Source organism: Pedococcus dokdonensis (assembly GCF_900104525.1).
GTDB lineage: Bacteria > Actinomycetota > Actinomycetes > Actinomycetales > Dermatophilaceae > Pedococcus > Pedococcus dokdonensis.
In genome coordinates this window covers 1,798,858-1,812,615 of sequence record NZ_LT629711.1, presented here as the reverse complement: position 1 = coordinate 1,812,615, position 13,758 = coordinate 1,798,858, and the positions used below count along the sequence as shown (strand labels likewise).

Annotated in this window: 15 protein-coding genes; 11 read left to right on the top strand and 4 right to left on the bottom strand. The window is 72.1% G+C overall.

The window, feature by feature from the left end:
- The first annotated feature begins 36 nt into the window (after window positions 1–36).
- On the top strand, window positions 37–852 hold the full coding sequence (locus BLQ34_RS08685; RefSeq protein WP_091784114.1) for a phosphatase PAP2 family protein: 816 nt from the start codon (window positions 37–39) through the stop codon (window positions 850–852).
- A gap of 56 nt (window positions 853–908) precedes the next feature.
- Here the strand turns inward: BLQ34_RS08685 and BLQ34_RS08680 are convergent, their stop codons facing one another.
- Genes BLQ34_RS08680 through BLQ34_RS08670 form a run of 3 tightly spaced genes read right to left on the bottom strand, consistent with a single transcriptional unit; the run spans window position 909 to window position 2,589 of the window.
- Window positions 909–1,532, bottom strand: coding sequence for a hypothetical protein (locus tag BLQ34_RS08680; RefSeq protein ID WP_091784112.1), 624 nt, complete (start codon window positions 1,530–1,532; stop codon window positions 909–911).
- Between the two features lie 14 nt (window positions 1,533–1,546).
- Window positions 1,547–1,948, bottom strand: a complete 402-nt coding sequence (locus BLQ34_RS08675; protein WP_091784109.1) for a thioredoxin family protein — start codon at window positions 1,946–1,948, stop codon at window positions 1,547–1,549.
- A gap of 2 nt (window positions 1,949–1,950) precedes the next feature.
- Entirely contained in the window at window positions 1,951–2,589 is a 639-nt protein-coding gene (locus tag BLQ34_RS08670; protein WP_091784106.1) for an SIMPL domain-containing protein, read from the bottom strand.
- Between the two features lie 23 nt (window positions 2,590–2,612).
- On the opposite strand from BLQ34_RS08670, the gene BLQ34_RS08665 reads away from it, so the two are divergent.
- From BLQ34_RS08665 to BLQ34_RS08635, 7 genes are all read left to right on the top strand, one after another.
- A complete protein-coding gene (locus BLQ34_RS08665; protein ID WP_091784103.1) occupies window positions 2,613–3,323 on the top strand; it encodes a class I SAM-dependent methyltransferase in 711 nt (236 codons plus the stop codon).
- A gap of 71 nt (window positions 3,324–3,394) precedes the next feature.
- Window positions 3,395–3,865 (top strand): hypothetical protein, encoded by a 471-nt coding sequence (locus tag BLQ34_RS08660; protein WP_091784101.1) that lies wholly within the window; start codon window positions 3,395–3,397, stop codon window positions 3,863–3,865.
- Window positions 3,866–3,882: 17 nt separating this feature from the next.
- A complete protein-coding gene (locus tag BLQ34_RS08655) occupies window positions 3,883–5,337 on the top strand; it encodes an NAD-dependent malic enzyme (protein WP_091789635.1) in 1,455 nt (484 codons plus the stop codon).
- Window positions 5,330–5,686, top strand: coding sequence for a VanZ family protein (locus BLQ34_RS08650; protein WP_231961509.1), 357 nt, complete (start codon window positions 5,330–5,332; stop codon window positions 5,684–5,686). Before BLQ34_RS08655 ends, BLQ34_RS08650 begins: the two co-directional genes overlap by 8 nt.
- Window positions 5,687–5,900: 214 nt before the next feature.
- Entirely contained in the window at window positions 5,901–8,180 is a 2,280-nt protein-coding gene (locus BLQ34_RS08645) for a DEAD/DEAH box helicase (protein WP_091784096.1), read from the top strand.
- An 85-nt stretch (window positions 8,181–8,265) separates the two neighbouring features.
- Window positions 8,266–8,817 carry a YqgE/AlgH family protein gene (locus tag BLQ34_RS08640; protein ID WP_091789632.1) on the top strand — a complete coding sequence of 184 codons (552 nt, stop codon included), beginning with the start codon at window positions 8,266–8,268 and terminating at the stop codon, window positions 8,815–8,817.
- Window positions 8,818–8,858: 41 nt separating this feature from the next.
- Complete coding sequence (locus BLQ34_RS08635) at window positions 8,859–9,167, top strand: DUF3039 domain-containing protein (RefSeq protein ID WP_091784093.1); 309 nt, start codon at window positions 8,859–8,861, stop codon at window positions 9,165–9,167.
- Window positions 9,168–9,203: 36 nt separating this feature from the next.
- Here BLQ34_RS08635 and BLQ34_RS08630 read toward each other — a convergent pair whose 3' ends face one another.
- Window positions 9,204–10,241: a zinc-binding dehydrogenase gene (locus BLQ34_RS08630; RefSeq protein WP_091789629.1), complete on the bottom strand. Its 1,038-nt coding sequence runs from the start codon at window positions 10,239–10,241 to the stop codon at window positions 9,204–9,206.
- 214 nt (window positions 10,242–10,455) lie between these two features.
- On the opposite strand from BLQ34_RS08630, the gene BLQ34_RS08625 reads away from it, so the two are divergent.
- From BLQ34_RS08625 to BLQ34_RS08615, 3 genes are all read left to right on the top strand, one after another.
- On the top strand, window positions 10,456–11,445 hold the full coding sequence (locus tag BLQ34_RS08625) for a zinc metalloprotease (protein WP_091784089.1): 990 nt from the start codon (window positions 10,456–10,458) through the stop codon (window positions 11,443–11,445).
- A gap of 95 nt (window positions 11,446–11,540) precedes the next feature.
- Window positions 11,541–13,292: a DEAD/DEAH box helicase gene (locus BLQ34_RS08620; protein WP_091784086.1), complete on the top strand. Its 1,752-nt coding sequence runs from the start codon at window positions 11,541–11,543 to the stop codon at window positions 13,290–13,292.
- 64 nt (window positions 13,293–13,356) lie between these two features.
- Window positions 13,357–13,749, top strand: a complete 393-nt coding sequence (locus tag BLQ34_RS08615) for a hypothetical protein (RefSeq protein WP_091784082.1) — start codon at window positions 13,357–13,359, stop codon at window positions 13,747–13,749.
- Window positions 13,750–13,758 lie beyond the last annotated feature (9 nt).

The following is a 13,758-nucleotide window of genomic DNA, read 5'->3' as shown; positions in this document are numbered from 1 at the left end:
CGTATGCCGTCGGGTCGGCTTTGCGAGGATGTGGCCATGTTGCGCGACGACACCCCCGCCGAGGAGCGGATCGGGTCGAGGGACCTGGCCGACTGGCGGACCCCGGCCGGCCGTCGGCTGGCCCGCTGGGTCGTCGAGCGCACGGTGGGGGTCACCGTCGGGCTGGCCCGGTGGAGCGCCGCCCACGTCGTGCTCGTCGTGACGGCCCTCGTCGGGGGTGCCGTCGCGGTGGCGCTCACCGCGGTCGCCGCCGAGGTCTACGACGCGGTGACCGAGTCCGAGGGCATCGCCGGGCTCGACCAGCCGGTGCTCGACCAGGCGATGGCCCGGCGTTCACCCGGCCTGGACCACGCGGTGACCCTCTACACCGACCTCGGGGGACCGGTCGGCATGTCCGTGCTCGCCACCGTGGTCACCCTCCTGATGGTCTGGCGCTGGCGCTCACGCACGCCCCTCGTGCTCGTTCTCATCGCGGTGGCCGGGTCGCTCGCCATGACCACGACGGGGAAGGCCTTCATCGGGCGGGCGCGGCCGCCACTGTCGGACGCGGTGCCGCCCTACGAGACGTCGCCCAGCTTCCCGAGCGGGCACACGCTCAACGCGACCGTGATCACGACGGTGCTCGTCTACCTCGTGTTGCGCCGGCTCGACTCGGCCCTGGCGCGGACCGTCGCGGTCGTGGTGGGCGTGGTGTTCGTCGTGACGATGGGGCTGAGCCGGGTGTTCCTGGGGCACCACTGGCTGACCGACGTGGTGGCCGGCTGGGCGCTCGGGCTCGGCTGGGCCGCTGCCGTCGTCACCGCGCACCGGCTCTTCCTCACCGTGCGCCGTCACACCGAGCCCAGTCTTTGATGGGTTGACCCCACCAGGGCGGGGTCAACCCATCAAAGACTCGTCGTCCAGCGAGGTCAGGCCAGGTCGGCGACCCAGTGGTCGCCCTCCTCGCGGAAGCCGAGGCGCGCGTAGTAGGGGTTGACCATGCCGGGTGGCGTGACGATCCGCCGGATCCCCTTGCCCCGGAACAACCCGCTGCTGCGGTAGACGAACTCGCCGGGGGAGAAGTCACGGAACCGCGGGGTGACGTAGTCGAGCTCGACCTGGGCGACGCCGTCGCCGGCGTCGCGGACCACCACGACCCCGACGGTCTCGTTGCCCCGCTCGACGAGGTAGGCGCTGCGACCGTCGCCGAGCGCGCCGGCGTCGAACCGCGGGAAGTGCTTGCGGATGTCGGCGCCCTGCACCTTGAGGAAGTGCTGCAGGTAGGACTCGTCCGGTCCGACCGCCACGACCTCGTAGACCGACTCGTCGCCGCGCTCACGCAGCAGCTTGGTGACCATCCAGATGTTGATGCCGGCCGTGACGGTGTTCATGCCCACCATCGGCCAGACGTGCAGCATCGCGTTGAACACGATCAGCGTGCAGCTGGCGGTGAGGTTGAGCAGGCGGAAGCGCAGCACCCGCTGCTGGAGCAGGGAGAAGATGAGCAGGGCCGAGCCCGCCCATCCCAGAGCCTGGATGGACCACGAGGACATGGAGGCAGTGTGGCCTAGCTGGCGGAGGAACCGGCAGCCGACTGCTCCGCCGGCTGGGACTTCTGCGCCTCGATGTCGGCGCGCACGGCGTCCATGTCGAGGGCCTGCACCTTGCCGATCACGTCCTCGAGCATCGGCGCCGGCAGGGCGCCGGCCTGGGCGAAGACGAGGATGCCGTCACGGAAGCCCATCAGCATCGGGATCGAGGTGATGTTGGCGGCCGCGGCGAGCGCCTGCTCGGCCTCGGTGTCGACCTTGCCGAACACGATGTCGGGGTGCTGCTCGGACGAGGCCTCGAAGACCGGGCCGAACCGCTTGCACGGCCCGCACCACTCGGCCCAGAAGTCCACGAGGACGGTGCCGCCCTCGAGGATCGTCTTCTCGAAGTTCTCCGCCGTCAGCGTCGTGCTAGCCATCTCTAGGTCCACTCCCATCGGACCGCGACGGTCGCGGTCACCGAGTTCTCGCCCAGCTCGACGGACAGGTCTGCTGCCTTGCCGGCCGCCATCATGGCGAACCGTGGCTGGGCTCCACCACGCTCAACGTCGGACAGCCGCTCAACCTTCCCCAGGGTGCGGCCGGCCAGCGCGGCGTACTGCTCGGCCTTGCCGCGCGCGTCCGCGAAGGCGGCCTCCCGGGCCTGTGCCAGCAGCGGCGCGGAGTCGGCGAGCTCGAGGCCGATGTTGTCGATGGTGAGGGCATTGCCGGCCGCGCCGGCGAAGGCCTCCACGAGGCTCCCCACGAGGGCCGGGTCACGGACCGTCACCGACAGGCTCTGGTATGCCGTGTAGCCGACCACCGTGACGCCCTCGCGGTCGTGGCGGGGGTGCACCCCGGTGCCCGTCGTGCGCAGGTCTGCGTCCGCCACACCGTGGTCGCGGGCTGCCTGGGCCAGCGCGGCGGCGCGGGCCCCGGCGTCGGCCCGGGCCGACGAGACGTCGTCGGCGTCGCAGCGCACCCCGGCGCGCACGCGGACGACGTCGGGTGCCGCCGAAGCCGTCCCCGATCCGGTGACCTCCACGTGGGGCGCCCCACCCGAGCCGCTGTGTCCTGTCATGGGGGCAGCCTAGGCTGGAGCAGATGAGCACCGAAGGCACGACCACGACAGCATCGACCACAGAGCCCGCCCCGCAGTCCACGACCGAGTCGACCGCCGGCTCCAGCACCGAGCAGATCCGGCGCTACTGGGACGACTTCGCCGCCGAGTACGACAGCTACCCCGACCACGGGCTGCTCGACTCCGACACCCGCTCGGCCTGGAAGGACCTGCTGCGCACCTGGCTCCCGACCACGCCGTCGCTGGTGGCCGACCTCGCCTGCGGCACGGGCACGATGAGCGTGCTGATGGCCGAGCTCGGCCACCGCGTGCAGGGGGTCGACCTCTCTGCCGAGATGGTGCGGCTGGCGCGGGCCAAGTCCGCGCCGTTCGGATCGGCGATCGCGGTCGAGCAGGGCGACGCGGGTGAGCCGCCGCTCGAGCCCGGCTCCTTCGACGTCGTCTTCGCCCGCCACATCCTGTGGACCCTGCCCGAGCCCACCGAGGCACTGCGTCGCTGGGCCGCGCTGCTGCGTCCGGGTGGGCGGCTGGTGCTCGTCGAGGGGCGCTGGGGGCTGGAGGCCGCAGCCGACAAGCCGGCCCTGCCGTGGAGCGCAGGAGTGCCGTCCGAGGAGCTCGCCGGGGTCGTCCGCGAGCTGGTCGGCGAGCCGGTCGTCGTGCAGCTGGACGACGCGGTGTTCTGGGGCAAGGAGATCGAGCACGAGCGCTACCTGCTGCGGGCCGTTGCTCGGTGATCACCGACGTCGCGTCATGATGTCCCCATGAGGACCCGATGAGGACCCGATGAGGACCCGATGAGGACCCGATGAGGACCCGGGCGCGGCGGCTCACCGTCGTGGGGTGGGTGCTGGCCGGGCTGGCTGCCCTCATGGTGCCGTGGACGGCATACCTCTTCGTGGCGCTGCCACGCACCGCACCGGCCGCGCACTACGACCTCGCCTGGGGTGGCTTCGACGTCGGGCTGCTGGCCCTGCTCGGTCTCACCGGGTGGGCGGCGGTGCGCCGGCGGCGCTGGCTCGGGGCCGCAGCCGGTGCCGCGGCGGCGTTGCTGGCTGCCGACGCGTGGTTCGACGTGGTGACCTCGCCCACCCCGGACGAGCGCTGGGTGGCGCTGGCGATGGCGGTGCTCGTGGAGGTGCCCCTGGCCGTTGTCTGCGCGTGGGTGGCGGTCAGCGGTCAGGACCTGCTCGACCGCCGGTTGGTCCGCGCTGCCCGCCTGTCGGGACGGGGCCCGTCGAGTCAGGACGTGGACCCGGTTCGGCGTACCCCCGGGTAATCGGGAGAATGCCGGTCATGACCGCAGCCCCGTCCGTGTCCAACTCCATCACCGTCCGGCTGACGCTCCCGGCCCGCGCCACCGCGGTCTCCGAGCTGACCGGGGTCATCGAGAAGGGCGGAGGGCTGGTCACCGGGCTCGACGTCACCGCCTCCGGGGCAGACCGCCTCAGGGTCGACGTGACCGCCGCCGCGCGGGACACCACCCACGCCGACGAGCTGGTCGCCGCGATGCGCGAGGTGCACGGGGTCGAGATCGGCAAGGTGTCCGACCGCACCTTCCTGGTCCACCTCGGCGGCAAGCTCAAGATCGAGTCGAAGGTGCCGATCCGCAACCGCGACGACCTCTCGCTGATCTACACGCCCGGGGTGGCGCGCGTCTGCATGGCGATCGCCGAGAACCCCGACGACGCACGACGCCTCACCATCAAGCGCAACACGGTCGCGGTGGTCACGGACGGCTCGGCGGTCCTGGGACTGGGCAACATCGGACCGCTGGGAGCCCTGCCGGTGATGGAGGGCAAGGCTGCCCTGTTCAAGCGGTTCGCCGACATCGACGCCTTCCCGATCTGCCTGGACACCCAGGACACCGAGGAGATCATCCGCACGGTCAAGGCCGTCAGCCCGGTCTTCGCCGGCATCAACCTCGAGGACATCTCGGCGCCACGCTGCTTCGAGATCGAGGCCCGACTCCGCGAAGAGCTCGACATCCCGGTCTTCCACGACGACCAGCACGGCACCGCGATCGTCACCCTGGCGGCGCTGCGCAACGCGCTGCGGGTGGTCGGCAAGGAGCTCAGCGAGTGCCGCGTCGTCATGTCGGGCGCGGGGGCGGCCGGCACCGCGATCCTCAAGCTGCTGCTCAAGGCCGGTGCCACCGACGTGGTCGTCGCCGACCAGTTCGGGGTGCTGCACCCCGACCGCGAGGACATCGCGTCGGGGGAGCACCCCGCGCTCGCGTGGTCGGCCGCGCACACCAACCACCGCGGCTTCACCGGCACCCTCAAGGAGGCGGTTGCCGGCGCCGACGTGTTCGTCGGGGTCTCCGCGCCCCGCATCCTCAACGGTGACGACATCGCCACGATGAACGACGGAGCGATCGTCTTCGCGATGGCCAACCCCGAGCCCGAGGTCGACCCGATCGCCGCGGCCCAGCACGCCGCCGTCGTCGCGACCGGGCGGTCCGACTTCGCCAACCAGATCAACAACGTCCTGGTCTTCCCCGGCGTCTTCCGCGGACTGCTCGATGCAGCGTCCACCTCGATCGACGAGGACGTCATGCTCGCCGCCGCCAAGGCGCTCTCCGAGGTGGTCCACCCCGACGAGCTCAACGCCGCCTACATCATCCCGAGCGTGTTCCACCCCGACGTGTCCAAGGTGGTGGCCGCAGCGGTCAAGGCTGCCGTGCTCGGCACCGCCCCCGAGCAGGTGCCGACCCGACGGATGGCCGACGAGCCCGAGCTCATTGGCTAGCGCCACGGCGGACCCACGGCGCCGCGCGCTCGTGGTCTTCGCGGTGCTGGTCCTGGCCCACCTGTGTGCCCTCTACTGGCCGCGGGTCGACATCCAGGGGCCGGTGACCTGGACCGACAAGGTGGCCCACGTCCTGCTGTTCCTGCTCCCCACGGTGGCCGGGCTGCTCGCCGGCGTGCGCCCCGCCTACCTCGTCGGCCTGCTGGCGCTGCACGCACCGGTGAGCGAGCTGCTCCAGCACTACCTGCTGCCGAACCGCTCCGGTGACGCCTGGGATGCCGTGGCGGACCTGGGCGGGGTGGTGCTCGGGGTCACGTCCGTGGTGGTCGGGAGGGCGCTTCGGCGCTGATAGACTGGTCGGGCTCAGATCGGCGGCGCTGGCAGCGCCATCAGGTGGCACAGGCGCCACAGACGCATTCCCTACTCCGACTGCAGACCACCGGATGACAACTGTTGATCCGGTCCAACGGGCCCACGGGGCCTGAGGCTCGTCTTCACCGTTGCCCTCGCCAGGTGGCTCGAGACGTGTCTACCTCGAGTACCTGAAGTGAGTTGAATAGCCAGTGCCCAAGAACCTGCGATCCGGCGCGCCCAAAAAGGCCCGTTGGACCTCGGACCAGAAGGCTGCCGCGAAGAAGGGTCCCAAGAAGGCCCACCGCGGACAGTCCGCCGCCCCCTCGGCCGGCAAGACGTATGCCGCTCGGCCGGCCCGCGACGGCGACCGTCGCAGTGAGCGCCCCGAGCGCACCGACCGTCCGGCCCGCGGCTACGACCGCAGTGAGCGCCCCGCGCGCAGCTACGACCGCAGCGAGCGCCCCGCGCGCAGCTACGACCGCAGTGAGCGCCCCGCGCGCAGCTACGACCGCAGTGAGCGCCCCGCGCGCAGCTACGACCGTGACGACCGCGCCCCTCGTCGCTTCGACCGTGACGACAACCGCGGCCAGCGCCGCGACTTCAACCGTGACGACCGGCCCCAGCGCCGCGAGTCCACCCGCGACGACCGTCCGGCTCGTCGCAGTGACCGTAGTGAGAACCGTGGTCCCCGTCAGTACAACCGTGAGGACCGCCCTGTGACCAGCTTCAACCGTGACGACAACCGTGGCCCGCGCCGCGAGTTCGACCGCAGCGACCGCCCGGCCCGCAGCTACGACCGCAGCGACCGCCCGGCCCGCAGCTTCGACCGCAGCGACCGCCCGGCCCGCAGCTACGACCGTGACGACAACCGTGGCCCGCGCCGCGAGTTCGACCGCAGCGACCGCCCGGCCCGCAGCTACGACCGCAACGACCGCCCGGCCCGCAGCTACGACCGTGACGACAACCGTGGCCCGCGCCGCGAGTTCGACCGCAGCGACCGCCCGGCCCGTCGGTTCGACCGTGACGACCGTCCGGCCCGTGGCTTCGACGCCCAGGTCGACCCCGAGGCTGAGCGCATGGAGGCCGACACCTGGGTGAAGGCGACCCGCAAGAGCATCGACGGCCCCGTGATCGTGGAGGCCGACAACGGCTTCGCCGGCCTCGGCCTGGCCGACCGGCTCGTCGAGCGGCTCGCCCGCGACGGCATCACCACGCCGTTCCCGATCCAGGCCGCGACCATCCCGGACGCGCTGGCCGGCAAGGACGTCCTCGGCCGTGGCCAGACCGGCTCCGGCAAGACACTGGCCTTCGGCCTGCCGATGCTCTCGCGCCTGGCCGACGGCCAGAAGTCGGCCCCGCGCCGTCCGCGTGCCCTCGTGCTGGTCCCGACCCGCGAGCTGGCCATGCAGGTGTCCGACGCCCTCGAGCCGCTCGTGCACGTGATGGGCCTGCGCCACAAGCTGGTGGCCGGTGGCCTGTCCTACACGACGCAGATCAACGCCCTCAACCGCGGCGTCGACGTCCTCATCGCGACCCCGGGTCGCCTCAAGGACCTCATCGAGCGCGAGGCCGTGCAGCTGCAGGCCGTCGAGATCGCCGTCCTCGACGAGGCCGACCACATGGCCGACATGGGCTTCATGCCCGAGGTCACCGCGATCCTCGACGAGATGCCCGCGGGCGGTCAGCGACTGCTCTTCTCGGCCACCCTGGACAAGGGTGTCGACAAGCTGGTCGAGGGCTACCTCACCGACCCGGTGACGCACTCGACCGACGACGCCAAGGCCTCGGTGACGACGATGGAGCACCACGTGCTGCTCATCGACCCGATGCACAAGAAGACCATCACCGCCGAGGTCGCCAACCGGTCGGGCCGCACGGTCGTGTTCGTGCGCACCAAGCTCGGTGCCGACCGCGTCGCCCTCCAGCTGCGCGAGCAGGGTGTCTTCGCGGCCGCCCTGCACGGTGGGCTCAACCAGGGCGCGCGCAACCGCGTCCTCGGCGCCTTCCGTGACGGCAGCCTGCCGGTCCTGGTCGCCACCGACGTGGCCGCCCGCGGCATCCACGTCGACGACGTCTCCGTCGTCCTGCAGGTCGACCCGCCGGCCGACCACAAGGACTACCTGCACCGCTCGGGCCGCACCGCCCGCGCCGGCGACAAGGGCACCGTCGTGACCCTGGCGCTGCCGCACCAGCGACGCACCATGGAGCGGATGGCCCGCGAGGCCGGCATCGACGCGATGCCGACCAAGGCCGTCCCCGGCGACGAGCGCCTCGCGGCGACCGGCGCCGTGGCCCCCAGCGGTGTCCCGGTCCCCGAGGACCAGGTCCGCCGGGTGCTCGAGGCCCCGAAGCGGGGCGGTCGCCCCTCCGGTGGCCACCGTGGCGGCCCCCGTGGCCCGCGCCAGGGCGGTCCGCGCTCCTACCGTGACGACCGCTCCGGCGGTTCGCGCGGTGACCGCGCGAGCTACTCGCGCTCGTCGCGCGGCTGACCCGACGCCGCATCACCCGAACAGACAGAGCCCCGGTCCCCGTGACCGGGGCTCCGTCGTCGGCAGGCAGAATGGTGTCGTGGAGATGACGGACCTGTCGGGCAGCCTGCTCGTCGCGACCCCCCAGATCGAGGAGGGGGTCTTCTGTCGCAGCGTCGTGCTGGTGCTCCACCACGACGAGGACGGCGCGCAGGGCGTGGTGCTCAACCGTCCGATGGACGCCCGCGTCGACGCCGTCCTGCCCGACTGGCAGCCGCACGCCACCGCTCCGTCGGTGCTCTTCGAGGGCGGCCCGGTCGGGCTGGACAGCGCCCTCGGGCTGGTCACGGTGCCGGGCGACGTGGAGCCGCTCGGCGTGAAGCGGTTGTTCCGGGGCCTCGGGCTGGTCGACCTCGACACGCCTCCCGCGATCGTGGTCCCGGAGGTGGCGGGGCTGCGGATCTTCGCCGGGTATGCCGGGTGGTCGGCCGGGCAGCTCGAGGACGAGGTGCAGTCGGGCAGCTGGTACGTAGTGGAGTCCGAGGGGCGCGATGCGTTCGACGCCGACCCCGCGCAGCTGTGGACGCGGGTGCTGCGCCGCCAGCGCGACCACCTCGCCTTCGTCGCCACGTTCCCGTCCGACCCCGAGATGAACTGAGCGCTCGGAACGGCGTCGGCCACCCGACATACACTCGGGGGATGAGCGAGCCGCAGATCCCCCTGGACGACCCGCTGGCCCCCAGCGCGGAGCCGCAGCGCCAGACCAGCACCGCCGTGCTCGAGCGCGAGCAGGTCGAGGAGCAGCTCCAGGAGCCCGGCGACCACGAGCGGTTCTCGCACTACGTGCGCAAGGAGAAGATCCTCGAGTCCGCCCTGTCGGGCGAGCCCGTGACGGCGTTGTGCGGCAAGGTCTGGGTGCCGGGCCGCGACCCGAAGAAGTTCCCGGTCTGCCCGACCTGCAAGGAGATCTACGAGGGACTGCGCGCGCCCCAGGACGGCGGCGAGTAGCACCCTCGAGGCGCCGCCGCAGGAGCCACGCGGCCCTCAGCGACTGGGGTCGACGATCGTGATGCCCGCGACCGTGGCCCGATCCAGCGTGGGGAGCGCCGCCGCGGCGGCGTCCAGCCCGATCGTCCGCTCGACGAGTCGCTGGGGCTGGAGGGCGCCGCGCTCGATCAGCGCCATCATGCCGGGGTAGTCGGCTGCCGCCATCCCGTGGCTGCCCAGGAGGTCCAGCTCCCACCCGATCACCCGGTCCATCGGGACCCGCGGGTGCCCGTCGACGGGTGGCAGCAGCCCCACCTGCACGTGGCGGCCGCGTCGGCGCAGGCTGAGGATCGCAACCGAGCAGGTCTGTTCGCTGCCCACGGCGTCGACGCCGACCTGGCTGCCGCCACCGGTGAGCTCGTGGACTGCCGCGGGGACGTCGGTCCCGTCGGCCAGCAGGGTGTGGTCCGCGCCGAGGTCCTTCGCGACCCTGAGTGCCTCTCGATGCCGGTCGACGGCGACCACGCGTGCCCCCAGGGCGTGCGCGATCATGACCGCGCTCAGACCGACGCCGCCGACGCCGACGACGGTCACCCACTCGTCGCGCCCGACGCGGGCGCGGTGGACCAGGGCCCGGTAGGCCGTGGCGAACCGGCAGCCGAGGCTCGCGGCCGTGGTGAAGTCGACCTGCTCGGGAACCGCGACCAGGTTGGCGTCCGCGGCGTGCAGCGCCACGCGCTCTGCGAAGGATCCCCAGTGTGTGAACCCCGGCTGCTGCTGGTCGGGACAGACCTGCGCGTCGCCGTTCCTGCACCACTCGCACACCCCGCAGCCGCAGACGAACGGCACGGTCACCCGGTCGCCCACCCCCCACCGGGTCACCCCGGCGCCGACCTCGACCACGACTCCGGCCAGCTCGTGGCCCGGCACGTGGGGGAAGCGGATCTCGTCGTGCCCGGCCCACGCGTGCCAGTCGCTGCGGCAGAGGCCGGTCGCCCGCACCTGCACGACCACACCGCCCGTCGGGGCCGTCGGCGCCGGCACCTCCCGGACCTCGGGTCGGGCTCGAACGGCATCGATCACCACGGCGCGCACGACCCCCATCCTGTCAGGGAAGGGAGCTGGTCCGGACCCGGTCGCGCGGGCCCCAGACGCACGTCACGACACAGTGGTTGCACAGCGCACAGAAGCCTGAACGACTCTTTACCTGCGCCTGTCCCTGCTGGCCCGGGAGCAGAGGAACGGCCTCTTAGCGTGCCAAGTCGAGCCACCCACCGACCCGGGAGGGAGGCACCTCGAAAGGACGCCCATGAAGCTTCGCTCTCGAATCGCACTGTCCTCCCTCATGCTGGGAGCCGCCGCGCTCGGACTCGGCCAGGGCACCGCCCTCGCCCAGCCGATGGCCGGCGAGTCCTCCGTCGCCGCAGACTGCGCGACCCACACCGACGCCACCAACACGGCCCGCGCGGCCAAGGGCGGCAACCGCACCGACCCGCACGAGCTGAGCCAGGCCAAGGTGAACTCGATGGAGGCCGCCTTCGCCAAGGCCGCCGCCGCCAAGGGCTTCACGAAGAACTCGCAGGGCAAGTTCGTCGACTCCTCGACCGCCCGCAAGCCCGGTGGTGGCACCGCCGCCTTCGCGCCGACCACGGTGAGCGTCTACTGGCACGTCATCACCAACGGCACCAGCGGCAAGCTGACCACCACGCAGATCCAGAGCCAGCTCAACGTGCTCAACAACGCCTACGCCGCGTCGGGCTTCTCGTTCACCCTCGCCGGCACGGAGACCACGACGAACAGCGACTGGTACAGCATCGCGTTCCCGGCCAGCGGCCAGGAGCCGAGTGACGCCAAGGCGATGAAGACCGCGCTGCACAAGGGCACGAAGGCGGCGCTGAATCTGTACTCGACGACGTTCTCCGACGGCACGCTCGGCTACGCGCAGTTCCCGTCGACGAACAACACCACCCTCGACGGTGTGGTCATCGACTACCGCAGCATCCCCGGCGGCAGCCTGTCGCCCTACAACCTGGGCGACACCGCGACCCACGAGGTCGGCCACTGGGTCGGGCTGTACCACACGTTCCAGGGCGGCTGCTCCGGCGGTGACTCGGTGAGCGACACCCCGGCCGAGGCCTCGCCGGCGTTCGGCTGCCCGACCGGTCGGGACACCTGCACGGCCACCGGGCTCGACCCGATCAAGAACTTCATGGACTACACGGACGACTCGTGCATGAACCAGTTCACGGCCGGGCAGACCACCCGCATGCAGAACCAGTGGGTCACCTACCGCGGCTGACCGCCACCACCCACCTAGCACACCACCGAGGCCCCGGCGCAGACGCCGGGGCCTCGGCATGTCGTTTCCCGGCAACGGATAACGTGACCGGTCCTATGAGTACTGCCGCCGCCTCCCACCTCTCACCAGCGTTCCCGGAGCGGGCGGCCTGGGGGACGGCCGACAAGCTGCGCGCCTGGCAGCAGGCAGCGCTGACGGCATACCTGCGGGCTGCTCCGCGCGACTTCCTCGCGGTCGCGACGCCCGGCGCGGGCAAGACCACCTACGCGCTGCGCCTGGCCACCGAGCTGCTCGGTCGCGGCACCGTGTCGGCCGTGACGATCGTCGCGCCGACCGAGCACCTCAAGACCCAGTGGGCAGAGGCGGCGGCCCGGGTCGGCATCCACATCGACCCGAAGTTCTCCAACTCCTCGGCCCGGCACTCCAGCGAGTACGACGGGGTCGCGCTCACCTACGCGCAGGTGGCCAGCAAGCCGGCGCTGCACCGCACCCGCACCGAGGCGGCCCCGACCCTGGTCATCCTCGACGAGATCCACCACGGCGGCGACGCGCTGTCCTGGGGCGACGCGATCCGTGAGGCGTTCGAACCGGCGACCCGACGGCTCGCCCTCACCGGCACGCCGTTCCGCAGCGACACCTCGCCCATCCCGTTCGTCACCTACGCCGAGGGCGCCGACGGCATCCGCCGGTCCTCCGCCGACTACACCTACGGGTATGCCGAGGCGTTGCGTGACGGGGTCGTGCGACCGGTGCTCTTCCTCGCCTACGGGGGCGCGATGCGCTGGCGCACCAAGGCCGGCGACGAGATCGCGGCCCGCCTCGGTGAGATGCTCACCAAGGACGCGATGGCGCAGGCTTGGCGGACCGCCCTCGACCCGAAGGGTGAGTGGATCCCGTCGGTGCTCGCGGCCGCGGACAAACGGCTCACCGAGGTGCGCCGAGGCGTGCCCGACGCCGGCGGGCTCGTGATCGCCTCCAACCAGACCGCTGCCCGTGCCTACGCCAGGATCCTCGAGTCGCTGACCGGGGAGAAGGTCACCCTGGTGCTGTCCGACGACGCGGGCTCCTCGGCCCGGATCGAGGAGTACTCGTCCAACGACTCGCGCTGGATGGTCGCGGTGCGGATGGTCTCGGAGGGCGTCGACGTGCCCCGGCTCTGCGTCGGCGTGTACGCGACCTCGACCTCCACCCCGCTGTTCTTCGCGCAGGCCGTCGGACGGTTCGTCCGGGCCCGCCGCCGCGGCGAGACGGCCTCGGTCTTCCTGCCCTCGGTGCCGGTCATCCTCGAGCACGCGGCCCGGCTCGAGGACGAGCGCGACCACGCCCTCGACCGGGTCACCGACCAGGACAGCGCCGCGTCGATGTGGGCCGAGGAGGACGCCCTCGTCGACGCCGCCAACCGGACGGCCCGCACGCCGGACGTCGACCAGCTGACGTTCGAGGCGCTCGAGTCCGACGCCGAGTTCGACCACGTGCTCTTCGACGCCAAGCAGTTCGGGCTGAACGCGGTGGTCGGGTCCGAGGAGGAGCAGGAGTACCTCGGACTGCCGGGGCTCCTGGAGCCCGACCAGATGGCCGTGCTGCTGCACGAGCGGCAGACCGCGCAACACGGCCGCCGGCCCCGCAAGGCTGAGCAGCCCGTGTCGGCGCACCGCGCCCTCGCGGCGCAGCGCCAGGAGCTCAACAAGCTGGTCGCCGCCTACGCCCGCAAGAAGGGCACCCCGCACGGTGTCGTGCACAACGAGCTGCGCAGGGCCTGCGGCGGCCCCGCCCTCGACGAGGCGACGTCCGAGCAGGTGACGGCGCGGGTCGACAAGATCCGGGCCTGGTTCGTCGGGCGCCGCTGACGGCTCGCGTCCCGGGAACGCCGGTTCTGCGGACGGCGGCCAGTCCAGGTGACATGCTGCGGTCATGGACCAGGCTGACTCCATCTGGAACCGCGCGGCGCTCGAGGGCGGGGGCGCCTCACCGGGAGCCGGTGACACCGCTCTCGCGGCGGCGTTGCTGTTGCACAGCTCCGCCATGTCGGGGGGCGTGCTCGACGCGGTCGAGACCCTCACCGACGAGGAGCTCGACGCCGCCGAGGCGGGCTACCGCTGGCTGCACGTGCCCGCCGCCTCCGAGGCGATCGCCGCGGTGCGCCGCGAGATCGCCGACGGCGCCCTCGACGACCCGCAGCGGGCGAGCGCCCTCGAGATGTCGGCCGACGACCACTACGACGAGGCGATCGAGGACGACGCGGCGCTGGACAGCGCGTTCCGGGCCCGGCTCAAGACCGATCCCGACGCCTTCTCCCCGGTCTAGCCACACCGC